This is a genomic window from Saccharopolyspora sp. NFXS83 (assembly GCF_026241095.1).
Classification (GTDB): Bacteria; Actinomycetota; Actinomycetes; order Mycobacteriales; family Pseudonocardiaceae; genus Saccharopolyspora_C.
In genome coordinates this window covers 156,206-171,367 of record NZ_JAPFGB010000003.1, presented here as the reverse complement: position 1 = coordinate 171,367, position 15,162 = coordinate 156,206, and the positions used below count along the sequence as shown (strand labels likewise).

Below are 15,162 nucleotides of genomic sequence, written 5' to 3'. Positions count from 1 at the left end.
GGTTGAGCTCCGGAATTTCAGCTGGGACGCGGATGGCGATGGTCTCGTTTCTGTCGTCCGCGCTGCTCACGCCTCGTCGTCCTCCGCTTCCTCCTCGGAGCCGATTTCATCAGCCGCGAAGCGCTGGACAGCTGCGCGTATCTCGGCGGTGAAGTAGCCGCGAACCCGCTTGGTCTCGCCGTCGTCGGCGGGAACCCGGTTGCGAGTGGGTCGGCAGCCGAGGTCGCCCATCTGCTGCGCGAAGATGCCGGGCACCACGCCGAGCGCGGCGGTCAGTTCTCCGGACGGTACGAAGTCCCGCTCGTCGAGTTCCGAACCGAGGTAGTGGCACACGGACCCCAGCGGTTCAGGCAGGTTCTCCGGGATCGGCGTGCGAGCGGTCCCCGCGCCGAGTGCCTTCACCACTGCGGTTTCGTCGATCGCCTTGTGAGCGTCGTCCCCGCTGGCATGGCCGGTGAGCGTTCCGGCCGCTTCACGGAGCGCTCGGCCGCGCTGGCAGATGCTTCGCCACTCGGCGTTGAGCAGGTAGAAGGTCCGGACCGTCAGCGCCAACGTCTCCTCGCCCGCGTCGGTGTCGCCGTCCGGCCGGAGTATGCCCACTCCCTTGTGGTGCGTGAGCAGCGTCGAGGCGTCGAATCCTCGGGTGTTCATCTGCTCGCCGAGCACGATGTTGGAGTCCCGCCAGTCCATCACCCGCAGCGCGAACCGCGATCCGAGCACGGCGCGCAACCGGGACGGGATCGTGTTCGAGTCGGGCCGCTGGGTGGCGAGGACGACCACCACGCCGACCGCCGGCCCCTTGCGGGCGAGGTAGGTCAGCAGGTCCGCGATGTACCCGCCGAGCGTGGTCTTGCGCCCGCCCACGTCCTCACGTTCCGGGTTCTCCAGATACACCTGGACTTCATCGATGATCACAGCCGTGAGTGGCATCCCGAGCATCGGATCCTTCGACATGGCAGGGGTAATCTTCGATTCCGGGCATACTTCGTCGTCCAACTTGGACATTCGGGTGTAACGACCCTGCACTTCGGTGACCAACTCGGCGAGGTAGTCCCGGACGGCGTTGGTGTGCTCGATCTCGTCGCCGCAGACGAAGCGGTGCGCGACCGCTTCGGCGGCCTCCCAATCCTTCCCGCCCTTCCCATCGAAGACGTAGAGCCGGGTGTGCGGGTCGAGAACGAGCCCGGCGGCCGGAACCCGGACCGCCGAGGTCTTGCCCTGGCGCGGGATCGCGCCGACGAGCAGCGAGGTCCACACCAACGGCAGGTCAACTTTCCGGTTCCGGGCGTCCAAACCGAACGGGACGGGTCGCCAGGCGTCCCACCACTCCGCTTCGAGCAACGGGAACCGCACCGGCGGACCGGCGTACGGGTCCTCATCCGCCACCCACAGGAAAACCCGCCCGGCGTGCCCGCCACGACCGCGCACCCGCTCGACGACGAGCTGAACCTCATCGACCGCCAACGCGGAGGCGAGCGCTTCCCGGTTCTTCACCACGTCGGCCGCCTTACGGGTGGCCGGGAGATCCACAGTGATCGCCCAGCCGTCACCGGCACGTGCCGCACGCTCGACCAAGCGCAGCGACTCGTCCTTGCCAACCAGCTTCGCGTCCCGGAAGGCATCGACAAGTACTTGCGGCTCCATCGTCCACGCGAACGAACGCGGACCGGACAGCACGGACTTACGTCCGGGTACGCCTTCCTTCCGGCGACCGGTGACGGCGAGAGCGACCGCGGCAACAGTGCCCGATCCCCACAGCGCCACCGGTCCGAAGCACAGATCCGCGACGAGGAGCGCCGAAACCGTGAACACCGCGACGGCACCCGTGAGCTTCCACCGGAACAAGGTGAGTTCACGGATCTCGATGAACTTGTCCGCCAATTTCTCGGACTGCTCAGCCGCTTCCCGGTAGTCCACGACGCGTACCCACCGGCGCCACGCCCGCACGGCCATCACCAAGCCGCGCCACACCGCGCCGATGAACGACTTCGGCGAGCCGAGCAGGAACAGAGCGGCATTCACCGCGGCGTTCTTCGCGGCTTCCCGTGAACGGAGCCCGGCAGGGACGTGCGTCGAGCTTCGCCACCACCTCGTAAAGCGTCGCCAAGGACTCGGCTTCGACACCGGCGGCACATCATCGACGAGGTCCGCCTCGAACACGTGCCGCTCGACGTGCCCGGACGAGGCGGCGTTCTCTTCCGTGCTCATTCGCGCACCTCCTCCGCGAGCGTCGCGGCGAGCCGGGACGACAGCCCACGCGAGCAACCGGCGACCTCCCGAACCCAAGCGGGTGTGACGGCCGTTCCGGGGGTCCACGCCGACCGGGCGCGTTCCAAGTACTCGTCGAAGCTCACCCGCCGCTTCGGCACGGGGTCCTCGTCCACGACCGGAGCGGGGCGTTCATTGACGTTCACGGCCATACCGCGCGCGGCCTCGCCGAGCTTGTCGCGCAGGTCGGTCACAGCTTCGGCCGCGACGAACACCACCAGCGGCGGCACCGAGTGCAGCACCACCAAGGCCGCCGAGGAGTCCGCGAACGCCTGCCAGGTGTTCATGACGTAGGTGGCCGCGAGCGTGAACCACTTCGCGCCACGAACCCATCCGCCGGTGCGGATGCCGTACCGGGCGGTGACCTGCTCGGCCCGGAGGACCGCGAGCAGCACTAGCGACACCATCGGATCGAGCAGCCACGCGGCCCACCAAGGCAGCGACCACACCGCGGCACCGGCAGCGGCGAAGCTCTGGACGTTGGTCATGGTGAATGCAAGCCCAAGCAGGATTCCGGTCCAGCACAACCGGTCCACCTGCGACCGGGTGCGTTCGATCGTCTCGACTTCGGGTGAGGCGGGCGGCCCGTGCCGCCCGCTCTCGACATCCCGCCGGTTCATCGTCGGCCGCCCTTCCGGCGCGGCGACTCGACGGTGACGGTCAACGCCTTGGTCACGGTGTAGGCGGCGAACAGCGCGGGGACTGCGAGCACCGTCCAGAGCAGCGCGCGGTTCTCGACGTGGCTGATCACGATCCACTGCACACCGACGATCACGGCCGCGCCGAGCAGCACGCGGCTCGCGAGCGACATCAGTCGTGTGCCGACCTGCGCAGCGTCGTGCGCTTTCCGGGCGGCCCGCGCGCTGGCCCGGCGTAGCGCGACCAGGGCGACGAGCACGGCGACACCGATCAGGATCTCTACCGGGGTCAGTTGGGGCATCATGGTCAGTCACCTCCCTCGGCGCGTTCACCGCGCTGGAGCCAATGCATGAGCAGGTCGCGCCGGTCGTCCTCGGGCAGTGCGCCGAAGACGCCGACGGTGTTCTCACCAGCGGTGCGGAGTTCCAGTTCCAGGCACTCGCCCTGAACCGGGCAGCCCTCGCAGAGCCGGGCGGCAAGCTCGCGATCCGAGAGCGACTCTTCGGGTGGCTCGTCGTGCGGGTCGCTGGTCATGCAGCTCCCATCACGGCCGACGATCTCGGCGAGCGAGTCGCTCGGCACCCAGCGCAGCCGGTCCAGCCGCCACGCGATCCCGATCAGCCGGAGGTCGTTGAACGGCGTGCTCATCGGCCACCCCCGAAACGGGTCTCGGTGGGCTCGCCGAGCAGCCGCGTGAGGGCACTGACCGGAACGACGAGCCGACCGCGCCGCAGGACGGCACGAAGGTTCCCGACGCGAACGGCGCGGGAGACGGTCGCCGTCTCGACGCCGAGGATCGAAGCGGTTTGCCGAACCGTGTAGAAGGTCGAACGGTCGGCGGGACGAATAGCAGATCGCATCAAAAATCCCCTTGGATTAATGATTTCATCATTATGTTGATGAAATCAGCGCATGAATGGACGTGTTCGTTCGCCGTGCCGCGAAAAGCGCGGTGTCACGGGTGGAAGGAAGAGCGAGAACGGTTAACCTCGGCGCCGAGGCGGAGCGCGGAGGAATAGGTGTCGGAAGATTGGGCGTCAGTCGCCAAGGCCATAAACGAGCGCGTCAACGCGCTCGGATGGCGCCAACGGGAACTCGCGGACCGATCGCGCGTCTCGCAAGCGATCGTCAGGGAGATCCAGCACCACACGGTGGAGCGCCGGCGGAGCGCGCGAACGCTGGAGTCCCTGTCCACCACCCTCGGGTGGCATCCGCAGCACTTGGACGCCGTGCTGAACGGGCGCACGCCACCTGAGCAGGCCGAAGACACCAGCCGCGGTGACTCGCTGGCGTCCAGGTTGGACGCCGTCGAAGACCGCCTGGCCGAGATCACCGAGCGCCTGGACGACTTGAAGACCGACCTGAGAACGGTGGCCGAGAATGTCCGTCCGAACCGGTAGCGGCGAATTCGTCGCCGTGGTGTTCTCCATGCCATTGATTTCATCTGGAATCACCGCCGCTCCCCATGCGGATTCGACGCACTTCCAGTGCAGGAGCAGTGCGGAACCAGTGCACAACGGCTTTGCGAGGCGCTGAACGATGGACCTGACCAGCGGTTGGACGGGCGAGACGGCGTGCGCATTACAAGCGGCGTTGAGGCTCAGCAATGAAGGATTCGCCGAGCACCTCGGAATCGGTGTGCGGACCGTGGCCGGGTGGCATCAGAAACCGGACCTACGTCCGAAATCCGAGATGCAACAGCTCCTCGACACCGTGTTAGAGCAGGCTTCGGCTCAGGTGAAGGACCGCTTCGCCGCACTGACCGCGAACTCGCCGGATGCGGGCGCGGCCAACAACGATCCGGCGACCACCGACGCCGAGGCCCGGTTGAGCGCCGATCGCAACATCGGTGCGGCGATGGATTGGATCGACGACCGGGCAGACTGGGAACCAGGCACCGCGCGCCGGAAGACCGCAGCGCGGCTGGTCCAGCTCGACGCGCGCTCGCTGGAGGACCGCGGAAAGAAGCGCGGGCGCGTGAATCAGCGCGACATCGCGCACGCACTCGCCGAGTACTACCGGAACCGTCCGGACACCCACGGGCTCTACAGCGCGCGATACGGCGACCACGAGTCGGCGACGAGCATCCTCACCAGCCCGGATTGGCTCGACCTGAACGCGCCCCTCATCGCGTCGCACGACCGGCTTCGCGCCTCGACTGCGGCTGACGCCGAACTGTCATTGGACGAGGAAGCCGCCTCGCGCGCCGTCGACCGGGTGGCGGAGACGCTGACGCTCGGCATCCGCATGGTCGACATGCCGCTGTACCGGCTGCTCGGCGTGGACTTCGGTGGTGGCCGGGTCGGCGGGTCACTCGGGATGACGCGGTTCGTCGAGTACGCGTTGACGATGGACCTGCTCGAAGCCGAACTGGTCGACACGCTCACCTCGGGGCAAGCGCCGGAACCGGGGGCGCTCTCGCTACGGGACCGCCACCTACCCGACGTGGCATCGGTTCTCGACACGTCCGGGCGGCTCTGCTCCGGCGGCACGCTGGCCTTGTGCGCCTTCGCACGCCCGGCGAGCCCACTCCGTGGTGAAGCCGACTACCTGTTGCTCGTCCAGGAGCGTTCGGGCCACGTCGTGAACGCCTCCCGACGCCTGGCCGTCACACCGAAGGGCTTCCATCAGCCGTTGACCGATGTGCGCGCGGACGCGCAGGTCGGCGCGACGCTACGACGGGAGATGGAAGAGGAGCTGTTCGGCCGCGACGAGATCGACAACACCGTGGGCGACCAGCGCAAGGCCGACCCGATGCACCCGAGTCGCCTCTCCGAACCGATGCGCTGGCTGCTCGACGAGCCCGGTCGGTTGCGGACGGAATGCACCGGTTTCGGCCTGAACCTGGTCAGCGGAAACTTCGAGTTCGCCGGGCTGATCGTCGTCGAAGACGAGGAGTTCTGGAACCGCTTCGGCGGGCAGGTCGAAGCCAACTGGGAGACGGCGAACCTACGGCAGTACTCCAGCCTCGACGGCGAAGCGCTGGCCGATCTGGTGCGCGATGTAGCGTGGAGCGACGAAGGATTGTTCGCGCTGCTGCAAGGACTTCGGCGGCTCGCGGACCTCGGCGGCGAGCGAGTGGACCTGCCGGACATCGGATGGGAGCTTCAGTAGTGGGCGACAACTGGTACAGCGGAAACGCCGCCGAAGACGGCAAGGAAACCCGCGGCTGGCTGCTCGGCCACTTCAGGCCCGAAGAGGACGTGCGTCACTCGACTGACGCCGAAGTGAAGTGGGGTATCCACGAGCCCGGCGAGTCGCGTACGGAGTGGGCATCCGACGCCGACCGCACGACGATGCTGCTCCTCGTCCAGGGCCGCTTCCGGCTCGACCTCGCCGACACCAGCATCACGCTTGAGCACCAGGGCGACTACGCGGTTTGGGGTCCGGGACACGAGCACAAGTGGGAAGCGCTGACTGACGCGGTGGTGATCACCGTCCGCTGGCCGACGTCGTGAACTCGGCGTCCACTGTGGGCAAATCGAGGCGCGGATCATCGCTCTCGCCGAGCCTGCGAATTCCCTGAAGCAGCGCGAAAAGACCTTCGTTGCTCCACGCTTCGTCAGCGATCAGTTGGTTCAACAGCTCGCGGTCCAGTGTGGAGTAGAGCCGCAGCCCGGACGCCTCCCAGTTCGCCTCGATGTCGCCTCCGTACCGCTTCCAGAACTCCTCGTCGTCGATGACGGCGAGACTGGCGAACTCATAGTTCCCGCTCACCAAGTTGAACCCGAACCCGGTGCACTCCCTTCGCAGCCGACCGGGCTCGTCGAGCAGCCAGCGCATCGGCTCCGATAGTCGGCTCCGGTGCATCGGAGCGGCCACGCGCGGCTCTCCAGCCGTGCCGTCGACCTCGGCCCGGCCGAACAGCTCCTCTTCGAGCTCTCGAAGTAGCGTCGAACCGATCCGCGCTTCCGCCCGAGCTTCTTTCAACGGCTGGTGGAACCCCTTCGGGATCACGGCAAGCTGTCCGGTCGCGTTGAGCACATTCCCCGAGCGTTCCTGAACGAGAAGCGCGAAGTCCGCTGAACCTCGGTACGGGTCGGCTGGTCGCGCGACCGCGCAGAGGGCCAAGACTCCACCGACGCACTTCCGTGCGGATAGGTCGAGAACACCTGGGAAATCCGGTAGGTATGCGTCCCGGAGCGGTAACTCTCCCGGTCGAATCGATTGCCCCTGGCTGATGGCGTCCAGCAGCTCACCTTCGAGGAGATCCGAGGTGAGCGCGTACTCGACGAAAGGCGCCAGGTTGAGCGAGCCGTTCACCTTGCCCCCGGTGAAGTCGACATCGTGGAGACGGTAGAGCGGCGCGTTGGTCATCCGCACGCCGAGCGCCGTGGCTTCGGCGAGTCGGTGAACAGCTCTCCGGCTGTCGATCGGACTCGTCGCTGGGCTTGAGTGCTGCTCAGTCAGTGCTAGCGCATCACCTTCCGGTGTGAGCGGTGACGCGAGGTCGATCCAGTCCGGTCGCGTGAGAAGGCTGGTTCCGACCTCGCGGTCATCCACTCGGGCGCGGTGGATCGAGTATCCGTTGGCGAGGCTCCGCCCGTAGTACTCGGCAAGAGCTTCGGCGACTGCGTTCCGGCCGATGCGAGACCGCCGGGCGTTCCGGTCGAGTAGGTCACCCGCGCTCAGCCGGGACAGACGGGATCGAACCTTCCGCTTGGCGGCCCCGGTCGCCCACCCAGTGTGCTGATCGAGCCAATCGAAAGCGGAGAGAAGATCACCGGACGCCTCACCTCCGGCCGCAGTCGGCGCCTCGATCCCGGAACCCGCGCTTGGCTCAGCGCTTGTCCGCTGCGGGGTCGATCGGTCGTCGCTGCGGGGCGCCGCTGTAGGGACTCCCGAGGCGACCGAGTGCGTTTCGGGCTCGCCGAGCAGCGTCTCAATGCTGTCGCCGAAGATTCGCTCCAACAGCCTCGCCGTCGCTGGCCGCACCCTCCCCAGCTGCTTCCCATGAGCCCCACGCCCAGCGACGAGCCGTTGCAAGTGCCGCACCCCGAGCGTGCCCACCTCGCCGTTCTCGCGCGCGAACGCCTCCGCGTACTCGGCGAACTCCTCCAACGTCAGTCGCCGCTCACGTATCCGCTGTTCGAGCACCGTCCGGTAGCTCCACACCGTCGATCCCCTCCCCGAAGAGGTCGCCTCGTGTCGTCCGCAAGTCGCCCCGACGTCGTTCCGCCCCGATTTCAGCAGCAACAAGCTGATTTCAGTCTGACACGGACCGAACACCCACGGTCCATTGAGTCGTCCGACGGCGAGCGCTCCGCCTATTTCGCGCCGCCGCCGGACCCACCGCGGGCGGAGCCGGCAAACCCCCGATCCCCGGTTCCGCCCGCGGCCCAACTTCGAGGAGCAGTCGCGTGTCCGAGACGATCCAGTGGTTCCAGTACAAGCCCGGCCTGGTCGGCGAAGCCCAACGAGTCACCCACTGCGCCCGCCACACCATCGGAGACCGAATCCGCTCGTGGTGCCGCCGCGAATTCGACGCCGTCACCGTCGAAGTAGCAGCAGAGCCCGGCGCAACGCCTAGTCCCGGCCAAGTGGCGCCATGCGGACCTTGCGTCCCGTGTCTGCTGCTCGCCACTGCCGCAATCGAGCACTCCGCGGCCCAGCCATCCGCTCGCGTCACGCTGGCCGACGAGCATGCGTGACCGGCCATGCACAGCCGCTATGCCTGGATGATCAGCGTCCGTGAATCGCGCTGGCACCTGGTCGCGATGTCATCCAGCGGCCCGACTCCCGCCGCCGCCTGCGGCCACCGCTTGCACACTCCCGTCCACCGGCGGCTGGTCGGGACGCCACCACTCGGAACTGGACGCCCGAGGCGAACTCTCTGCGATGCCTGTCAGCACGCAGCTAGTTCGACGCCCAGCGCGACCACGCCCGCCTGGCACTCGCGAATTCGCCGGGACGCTGTCCCGTCCCTCCAAGGTTGTCTCTCCGCAAGCCGCTGGAAGCCCCCACGGGACAGCCAGGACGGACGACGCGCGCCGTCCCAAATATCGAAACCGCAGTTCAGGGCCGTACCGAAGCTGTCCCGGGCTGTAGAGCCACAGCCGTTCGCGGGACACCACTGGGACGGACGAAGGACACCCCGCAGGCCGTAGATACCGAGACCGTCGGCTTCCTCAGCAACACACACCGGCGCACGTACCGGCGACGCCACCCACATCCGCCAGGAAGGAACCAGAGCCGTGGACGAGGTCTACGAAGAGAAGCCAGCGATCGTTGGTCCCCCGATCCTTGTCCAGGTCCAGACGGACTCCGTAGCGACCGGTGTCGGCAACGAAACGACCGAGACGCCCAACCGCTCAACGGAGGACTGACTCGAAACGGACGGATCCGAGTGACCGACGTCGCAAATGTGTCCCACACCGCCCAGGTGTGTTTGATCCAATCGGGTTACCTCGCAGGTCCACCACCCACGTTAATGATCTCGTGGGTATGGTCCCGACCTGGATCGACATCTGGAGGGATGCCCGCTTGGTTTATGGGGACCGAGACTTCATGCGAGTGCATGAGGACGCTGCGCCGTCGGTGATCGGAGCCGAAAACATGGCGGCGCTCGATGGTGAAGACGATGTGCCCGAGACGGCCTACGTCCCGTCCGCGCGAGTGACCAAGCGGGACGCTGAGGTGACCTTGGAACTACGGCAGACCGCTTCGGGAGATCGCGCGCTGCTGGCTTTCACGTCTCTCAAAGAGCTGGTCGAAGGCTGCGGTGACGGACAGGCGTGGGTAGCGGTCCGCGGTTGGCAGGTCGAGGGCTTGCGGGAGGAGTCCGGGGCCGATGTGATCCTGTGGGACGCAGCGCTCCCAATTGAGGAGCGCAAGGCCAAGTTCCAGGAGGGCAACCGATGAGCGGCAGCGAAGTCGACCCCGCAGTCCTGGGCGGGCTGGCCAGCAAGCTGCGCAACGCCAGCGCAGATATGGAAGGCGCGGCGACGGCGCCGCCGGAACCTCAGGCTGGCGTGGTCACCGGTGCGATCATGGGCGCACTGGCCCAGCTGACCGAGGCGCTGGGCAATGTCGCGACTGGCGCAGGCGCGACAGGAGACTCCGTCGCAGAGAGCCGCGTCGTGTACGTGGACACCGACTACGAGCAGGCAGCTGCCTTCCACGCGCAGGAGCTCAAGGCCGAGCAGCCGCGCTGAGAATCTTCGAGGGGGAACACCGCAGTGGGGCTGGATACCAAGGTCGAGGGCGACCCTGAAAGCCTGACGGCCACGTGCGACTGGCTGCGTGAGCAAGCCGAGAGAAGTTCCGCGACCGCGGACCAGGTGCACTCGGTTCGCGGTGAGTCGGAAGCCGGGTGGGGCGAGGCCGCCGGTGAAGCGTTCCGCAACCTCATGACCCAGTTCGGGCGCATGACTGACGACGTCACCGGTGCCCTGAACGACACGTGCGGAGCGCTGGAGACGCACAGCGACGACTTACGGACCGTCCGAACCAAGATGCAGCAGGCTCGCGACGTAGCCGCGGCAGGCGGCCTGGAGATCAAGGGCTACGAGATCCAGGAACCGGGTCCTGCTCCTGCGAATCCGACTCCGCTACCGACGGACAAGCCAGCAACCCCGCAGCAGAAGCAGGACCACGGCGCAGCGGTCCAAGCTCAGGGAGCTTTCGAGAAGAAGGCGCAGGCTTACGCTCAGGCTTCACAGATCGTGAAGGATGCCCGCAAGACGGAATCCGACTCCCAGCACTTTCTGATCCGGTTCCTGTCCGGAACTCTGGACCCGGCGAAGCTCTCGCTGACCTTGGCCGACATGTCAACGGGCATGGCTGGCGCGATCGCGGTCCGCACCACCAAGTTCCGCGAGTTCGCCGAATCCGCCATCAGCAAAGCCGAACGAGCCGCCCACCTCACCTCAAGCCAGAACCTCAGCCTGGCCAACCGGACCCAAGCCGCGCGCATCCAGATCACGAACGAACTCGCAGCCAAGGACGCGATGGATAACGCGATGGCATCACGTGCTGCCCGTGTCATTGACCGGTTCCCGCCGAAGATCCAAGCGGGCATCCGCGTTCTGGACAGAAAACTGATACCGAACCCGCCCAAGTCAGGAAGTCCCGTACTCAAGGGCGCAGGTAAGATCGCATCCAAGCTACCGTGGATCGGACTCGGAATCACAGCAGGCGGCGTCGGCTACGACATCGGCCAAGGTAAGGACCCGACACAAGCCGCTGTCAGCGGGGGCTCCTCGTTCGTATCCGGAGCTGTCGTAGGAGCTGCAATCGGCGGACCGGTCGGCGTCGTCGTCGGCGGTGTCGTCGGAATCGGCGTCGGCTTCGTGGTCGACGAGATCTGGCCAGACTGAGAAACCGCCGACGTTTTCCTTGTTGAGAGGCTGAAGTTGCCCGAAATCGCGCCCAAGCCAAACTCCCTCACCGGGAATCCTCGTCCGCCGCGTGCTCCGGTCTCTGCCGATTACAGCGGTGACGTGAAGAATGACCCGGACCGGGCTGACTATCCGGCAGCCCCAGAAGGGCACGGGCCAGTGCTCGAATGGCACCAAGGCCGTGTCTCGACATCAGTATTAGGTGGATTCTTTCTCATGCTGATTCTTCTGGCCTTCATGTGCCTACGGGATTGGGGAATCAGCTGGATGAGCACGTGGTGGCTATGGCTCTTCATCGTCTGGCCTCCATTCGTCTTCTACTTCATCGGTAAAAGCGTCGGCATCTCTGCCGGATCCGACTGGTTCGCGGTCAAGAACGGCTACGTCGAGACCTACGAACTGGCCGAGGTCAAAGTAGTCGGAGCCAGCGGCGGCCTCGCATGGGACCTCGAACTCAAGGACAAGCAGGGACACGAGGTCTCGATCAACCTGCGGGAGATCCAAACCAATCGCGACCTCTGGGACCTCGTTTACAACGGAATCGTCCACTCGGTGCAGCGGGGCAGCGCCAAAACCAACCCGCGCGCCTTAGAAAAACTAAAACTACGGTAGATCTGCCGATCGCTCGCTCTCCACTTACAGTGCCAGCTCACAGGGATACCGGGGACGCCAGTCCCCGTCTTGGTCGACCGAAATCACCGGAAAGGACACACCGTTCAGTCGTCCGTATGGTCGGCCAACTCGAACTCCCTGCCGCTTCCGCTTACGCCCGCATGTGTGGCACTACATAAATCTCAGATTATGCATCAGTATTTCACTCAATCGTAGCTTGAATCAGCGATCATCCAAAGCTATTGAAGTGGAACTCGCTATCATGACGGCCTGAGCTACATGAGATACTAACTTGACATCCTCACGAACTCCGACTGCTTCCGGAGTGCCCGGAGCCAGTAGCACCACTTTACCATCGCGTGCATCACCCTTGGCGTGAACGATTTGACACCGTAGCCGGTAGATGCGTTCGGAGACGCGCTCAACGAGCTGCTCACCAGACAGCTTAGAAGGAACAGTGGGGACCCCTGGAAGTCGGTCCTTATTGCCCAGATGACGCGCAAGGATGGAATCGCACGAAATAAAGCCAGCCAAAAGTTCCGGATCGACGCAGTTTAGCATTGTCGCGGTCAACTTATTCTGCTCACTACTCTTCGCTCGAACCTCATCCTCGAATATCTGAATTAGCCGAGCAATGTTGTCGTCATTTTCGACCATAAACGATGGACTTTTTAGGTTAATTCGAGTGAGCTTGATGGCATCTTCACGCACGTAACGCTGGAAGTAATACTCCAATACTTGGTAGTATGCTAGAAACGCAGCCAAAGGGACGGACTCAGACCTCCTGCCGTGCCAGTAGTACTTCGTGGCCAGTTCATCGTATTTGTTCATGCTCAGATTTAGTGGCTGATCAATTAGGCTGCCAGCTACCCTTGAAGCACTGCCCTCATTTCTGCGATCCCAGAACTTTTCCCAGTCGAATCTTGGCGATATCGAAAAGCCTCCACCGAAGCGGACGTCGAGGTCGATGGAAAATGAATTTCCGATCTCCTCGAGTAGTTTCACGCCATGTGGCAAATCACAAATCTTGACCCCGGAAATCTTTAGGGTTAGGTAATCGTCGTACGCGAAATAGTCCATAGGGGGCGGACAGAGCCTTGACCCGAGCCCATCAAACAGTGCACTTGGTGAGGAAATTTCGACAGTAAGTTGCGACGCTTTCGCCGTCACTCCGCTGCTGGCTCGTTTACGAAGACCCACATCTCCGGAAATCTGCCTCGGCAAGGTATAGGAATACCCATATCTCTGAGACGTGTGCGATGATCCGATGTCTTCAATTATTACCTCAATGTACCCCTTTTTGATTTGAATTAGACCAGCGTATCCCGGAATAAGTGACAGGTCTGCGGATAATTCATCTATGAATTGTGACACGCTACTTGATTTTTCCAGCCTGAGCGGGACTTCGGTTGCACGTGCGCCATCTGAAAGATGCAAAGATAAGCCGTGCCCCGGCAGACCGCGCCCTGGCTGGCTGCGGGCGGAAAGGTTCAATCCGAGGTCGCTAGCTTGCACTTTTAGTATTTCAACCTGTTTTTTAATTTGTTCGTGTTCGTGTTCCAATCGCTCAGTTTCTTCTACTATCGCAGACCTTCGGCGGGGCTTCGGCGTCCGCCCAGACTTCGCTTTCCGCGTCGGCGAAGATTTTTCTCCGTTTGGTTCCGGGAATTTTTCCACAGCCGCGAACCCCTTCTTTGATCAACGGTCGTCCGGACATGCTCCCACAAGAGCAACTGCACTAGGTTCACAAACGTGGCGTTTCGCTGAAAGCGTAACGCCGACCTATGGCCGACAGGAAGGGTCGCGAATGCGTGGTATGCTCATCTCAGATCCAAGGAATATTCAAAGCCGTTGTCAATTCCGGGAAAGATATTCCTGAGTATTGCCGGATGTGCAAATTTACCTGGCTATCAGATCCTTTGAAGCGATCTTAGAGGGGGATTAATTGGGCTCCGGTAGCTCGATCCGTGTAGTTAGCGCGCAAAAACGGACTCGGACACGCAGTCAATCCCTGTTCAATCCTCTGACCAGGTATTTTCCGTGTTGTTAGGTTGCCATGTTCCGGACCCTGCTGGGCGTGACTTGGCGCTTCGGCCGTCGGGGTTCGACTCCCGCTCGGACACGCTTGCTCGCTAGGGGCATGAGGTCCACCGTGGGATCCGCCCTCTGGCGTACGCCGATGCGAGTTCCCGACCCGTAGTCCGGACAACGGGTTGTTGGTCTTTCAGATTCGTGGTCATCGTGGCGGTACCGTCGGCGCTGAGGATGACGGCGGCATACTGATCAGCACACCCAGACTTGCGGCCAGCCTGAGCTTGAATAGATCTCCACCGCGCCCGTCATGGCCATTCGGAGAAGCCATGGCCAGCACGGCACGTCACCTATTCCTGGTCGTGCTGACTCAGCCGGTGGTCTCGTGCGATGCCACAGGCAGTGGCCTGTCCGGCACTGATTCAGAATCGGTGATGTCGATGGCGCGCAAGGCTCCGTGTACCTGACGACGATGCGGTCGGGCACACGGAGCGTCGGATCCGTCAGTCGTCAACCGGGTCGAGCCGAGCGGCCAGATCGTCCCGATGGAGCTCCTGGAAGCAGTTTCGGACGAACTGGATCACGCGATGGCGCACGGCTTCGTCTGCCGGGATCAGGAGCTCATCGACGAGTTTTCCGGGAGTATCTGTTTGTTCGGCGGGCTTCAGAATGTTGCGCAGCTCCTGGAAATTCTGCGCGATGGTCACCGCTTCCTCAGGCTTGTCCTGGTTGTCGAGCAACCACCACGCGGTTGCCCGCAGTGGGTCGAGGATCAGTGAGCACATCTGGTTTTGCTGCTGCTTGCGTCGTTCTTCATACCAGGACTGGACGACGTGACGCCGGATAGCTTGCTCATGCTCATCCACGGCTGCGATGAGATCCGGGTCTGCATCGACCGACGTACAGTGGCCACGCACGTGCACCTGCGTCTCGGCGACCGCCTCCCAGTTCATAAGCTCGGTGTTCAACTCCGTTCGTAGTCGATCACAGTCCGTGATACTGCGCCGGACGCTGACCTTTTCGGCACGACGAATGATGCCAGCCTTGGCGATGTCCAGTAATGCCGGAGGGGATGGCTCGGTGCCGTCCCACCATGTCCAGAACGAGATCTTCGCATGGAAGTGCATGTGGCCGTCCGCGCTGGGCAGCGCCTGAGACGTATCAGAGCGACTGTCGTGCGGCCATCCGGTCAAATCGCCCCTGCCCGCCATCTGCTCACGGATTCCTCGTGCGTACTGGCGGTGCCACAGTTGACGCCGCCCGAATTCTGACA

Annotated in this window: 16 protein-coding genes; 8 read left to right on the top strand and 8 right to left on the bottom strand. The window is 64.0% G+C overall.

Going from position 1 to position 15,162, the window contains the following annotated elements; translation table 11 throughout:
* Positions 1–66: 66 nt before the first annotated feature.
* From OOZ19_RS04560 to OOZ19_RS30115, 5 genes are all read right to left on the bottom strand, one after another.
* Positions 67–2,208: an FtsK/SpoIIIE domain-containing protein gene (locus tag OOZ19_RS04560; RefSeq protein ID WP_266088575.1), complete on the bottom strand. Its 2,142-nt coding sequence runs from the start codon at positions 2,206–2,208 to the stop codon at positions 67–69.
* Positions 2,205–2,888 carry a hypothetical protein gene (locus OOZ19_RS04555; protein WP_266088573.1) on the bottom strand — a complete coding sequence of 228 codons (684 nt, stop codon included), beginning with the start codon at positions 2,886–2,888 and terminating at the stop codon, positions 2,205–2,207. The genes OOZ19_RS04560 and OOZ19_RS04555 overlap by 4 nt, the downstream gene beginning before the upstream one ends.
* Positions 2,885–3,211, bottom strand: coding sequence for a hypothetical protein (locus OOZ19_RS04550; protein WP_323055099.1), 327 nt, complete (start codon positions 3,209–3,211; stop codon positions 2,885–2,887). The genes OOZ19_RS04555 and OOZ19_RS04550 overlap by 4 nt, the downstream gene beginning before the upstream one ends.
* A gap of 2 nt (positions 3,212–3,213) precedes the next feature.
* Entirely contained in the window at positions 3,214–3,555 is a 342-nt protein-coding gene (locus tag OOZ19_RS04545) for a WhiB family transcriptional regulator (RefSeq protein WP_266088571.1), read from the bottom strand.
* Positions 3,556–3,944: 389 nt separating this feature from the next.
* Entirely contained in the window at positions 3,945–4,361 is a 417-nt protein-coding gene (locus OOZ19_RS30115) for a hypothetical protein (RefSeq protein WP_416309392.1), read from the bottom strand.
* Between the two features lie 85 nt (positions 4,362–4,446).
* On the opposite strand from OOZ19_RS30115, the gene OOZ19_RS04530 reads away from it, so the two are divergent.
* Complete coding sequence (locus OOZ19_RS04530) at positions 4,447–6,021, top strand: transcriptional regulator (RefSeq protein ID WP_266088565.1); 1,575 nt, start codon at positions 4,447–4,449, stop codon at positions 6,019–6,021.
* The gene (locus OOZ19_RS04525) at positions 6,021–6,365 is read left to right on the top strand and encodes a signal peptidase I (RefSeq protein ID WP_266088563.1); all 345 of its coding nucleotides are present in this window, start codon (positions 6,021–6,023) and stop codon (positions 6,363–6,365) included. The genes OOZ19_RS04530 and OOZ19_RS04525 overlap by 1 nt, the downstream gene beginning before the upstream one ends.
* Here the strand turns inward: OOZ19_RS04525 and OOZ19_RS04520 are convergent.
* Complete coding sequence (locus OOZ19_RS04520; protein ID WP_266088561.1) at positions 6,340–8,103, bottom strand: transcriptional regulator; 1,764 nt, start codon at positions 8,101–8,103, stop codon at positions 6,340–6,342. The genes OOZ19_RS04525 and OOZ19_RS04520 overlap by 26 nt on opposite strands.
* 164 nt (positions 8,104–8,267) lie before the next feature.
* On the opposite strand from OOZ19_RS04520, the gene OOZ19_RS04515 reads away from it, so the two are divergent.
* From OOZ19_RS04515 to OOZ19_RS04490, 6 genes are all read left to right on the top strand, one after another.
* Positions 8,268–8,558, top strand: coding sequence for a hypothetical protein (locus OOZ19_RS04515; RefSeq protein WP_266088559.1), 291 nt, complete (start codon positions 8,268–8,270; stop codon positions 8,556–8,558).
* Between the two features lie 543 nt (positions 8,559–9,101).
* Positions 9,102–9,233, top strand: a complete 132-nt coding sequence (locus OOZ19_RS04510; RefSeq protein ID WP_266088557.1) for a hypothetical protein — start codon at positions 9,102–9,104, stop codon at positions 9,231–9,233.
* A 181-nt stretch (positions 9,234–9,414) separates the two neighbouring features.
* On the top strand, positions 9,415–9,768 hold the full coding sequence (locus OOZ19_RS04505; RefSeq protein ID WP_266088860.1) for an SAV_915 family protein: 354 nt from the start codon (positions 9,415–9,417) through the stop codon (positions 9,766–9,768).
* Positions 9,765–10,061 carry a hypothetical protein gene (locus OOZ19_RS04500; RefSeq protein ID WP_266088555.1) on the top strand — a complete coding sequence of 99 codons (297 nt, stop codon included), beginning with the start codon at positions 9,765–9,767 and terminating at the stop codon, positions 10,059–10,061. Before OOZ19_RS04505 ends, OOZ19_RS04500 begins: the two co-directional genes overlap by 4 nt.
* Positions 10,062–10,085: 24 nt before the next feature.
* A complete protein-coding gene (locus tag OOZ19_RS04495; protein ID WP_266088553.1) occupies positions 10,086–11,225 on the top strand; it encodes a WXG100 family type VII secretion target in 1,140 nt (379 codons plus the stop codon).
* A 123-nt stretch (positions 11,226–11,348) separates the two neighbouring features.
* Entirely contained in the window at positions 11,349–11,858 is a 510-nt protein-coding gene (locus OOZ19_RS04490) for a hypothetical protein (protein ID WP_266088551.1), read from the top strand.
* 222 nt (positions 11,859–12,080) lie between these two features.
* Here OOZ19_RS04490 and OOZ19_RS04485 read toward each other — a convergent pair whose 3' ends face one another.
* Positions 12,081–13,421 (bottom strand): hypothetical protein, encoded by a 1,341-nt coding sequence (locus tag OOZ19_RS04485; RefSeq protein ID WP_266088549.1) that lies wholly within the window; start codon positions 13,419–13,421, stop codon positions 12,081–12,083.
* A gap of 971 nt (positions 13,422–14,392) precedes the next feature.
* Entirely contained in the window at positions 14,393–15,100 is a 708-nt protein-coding gene (locus OOZ19_RS04480; protein ID WP_266088547.1) for a hypothetical protein, read from the bottom strand.
* Positions 15,101–15,162 lie beyond the last annotated feature (62 nt).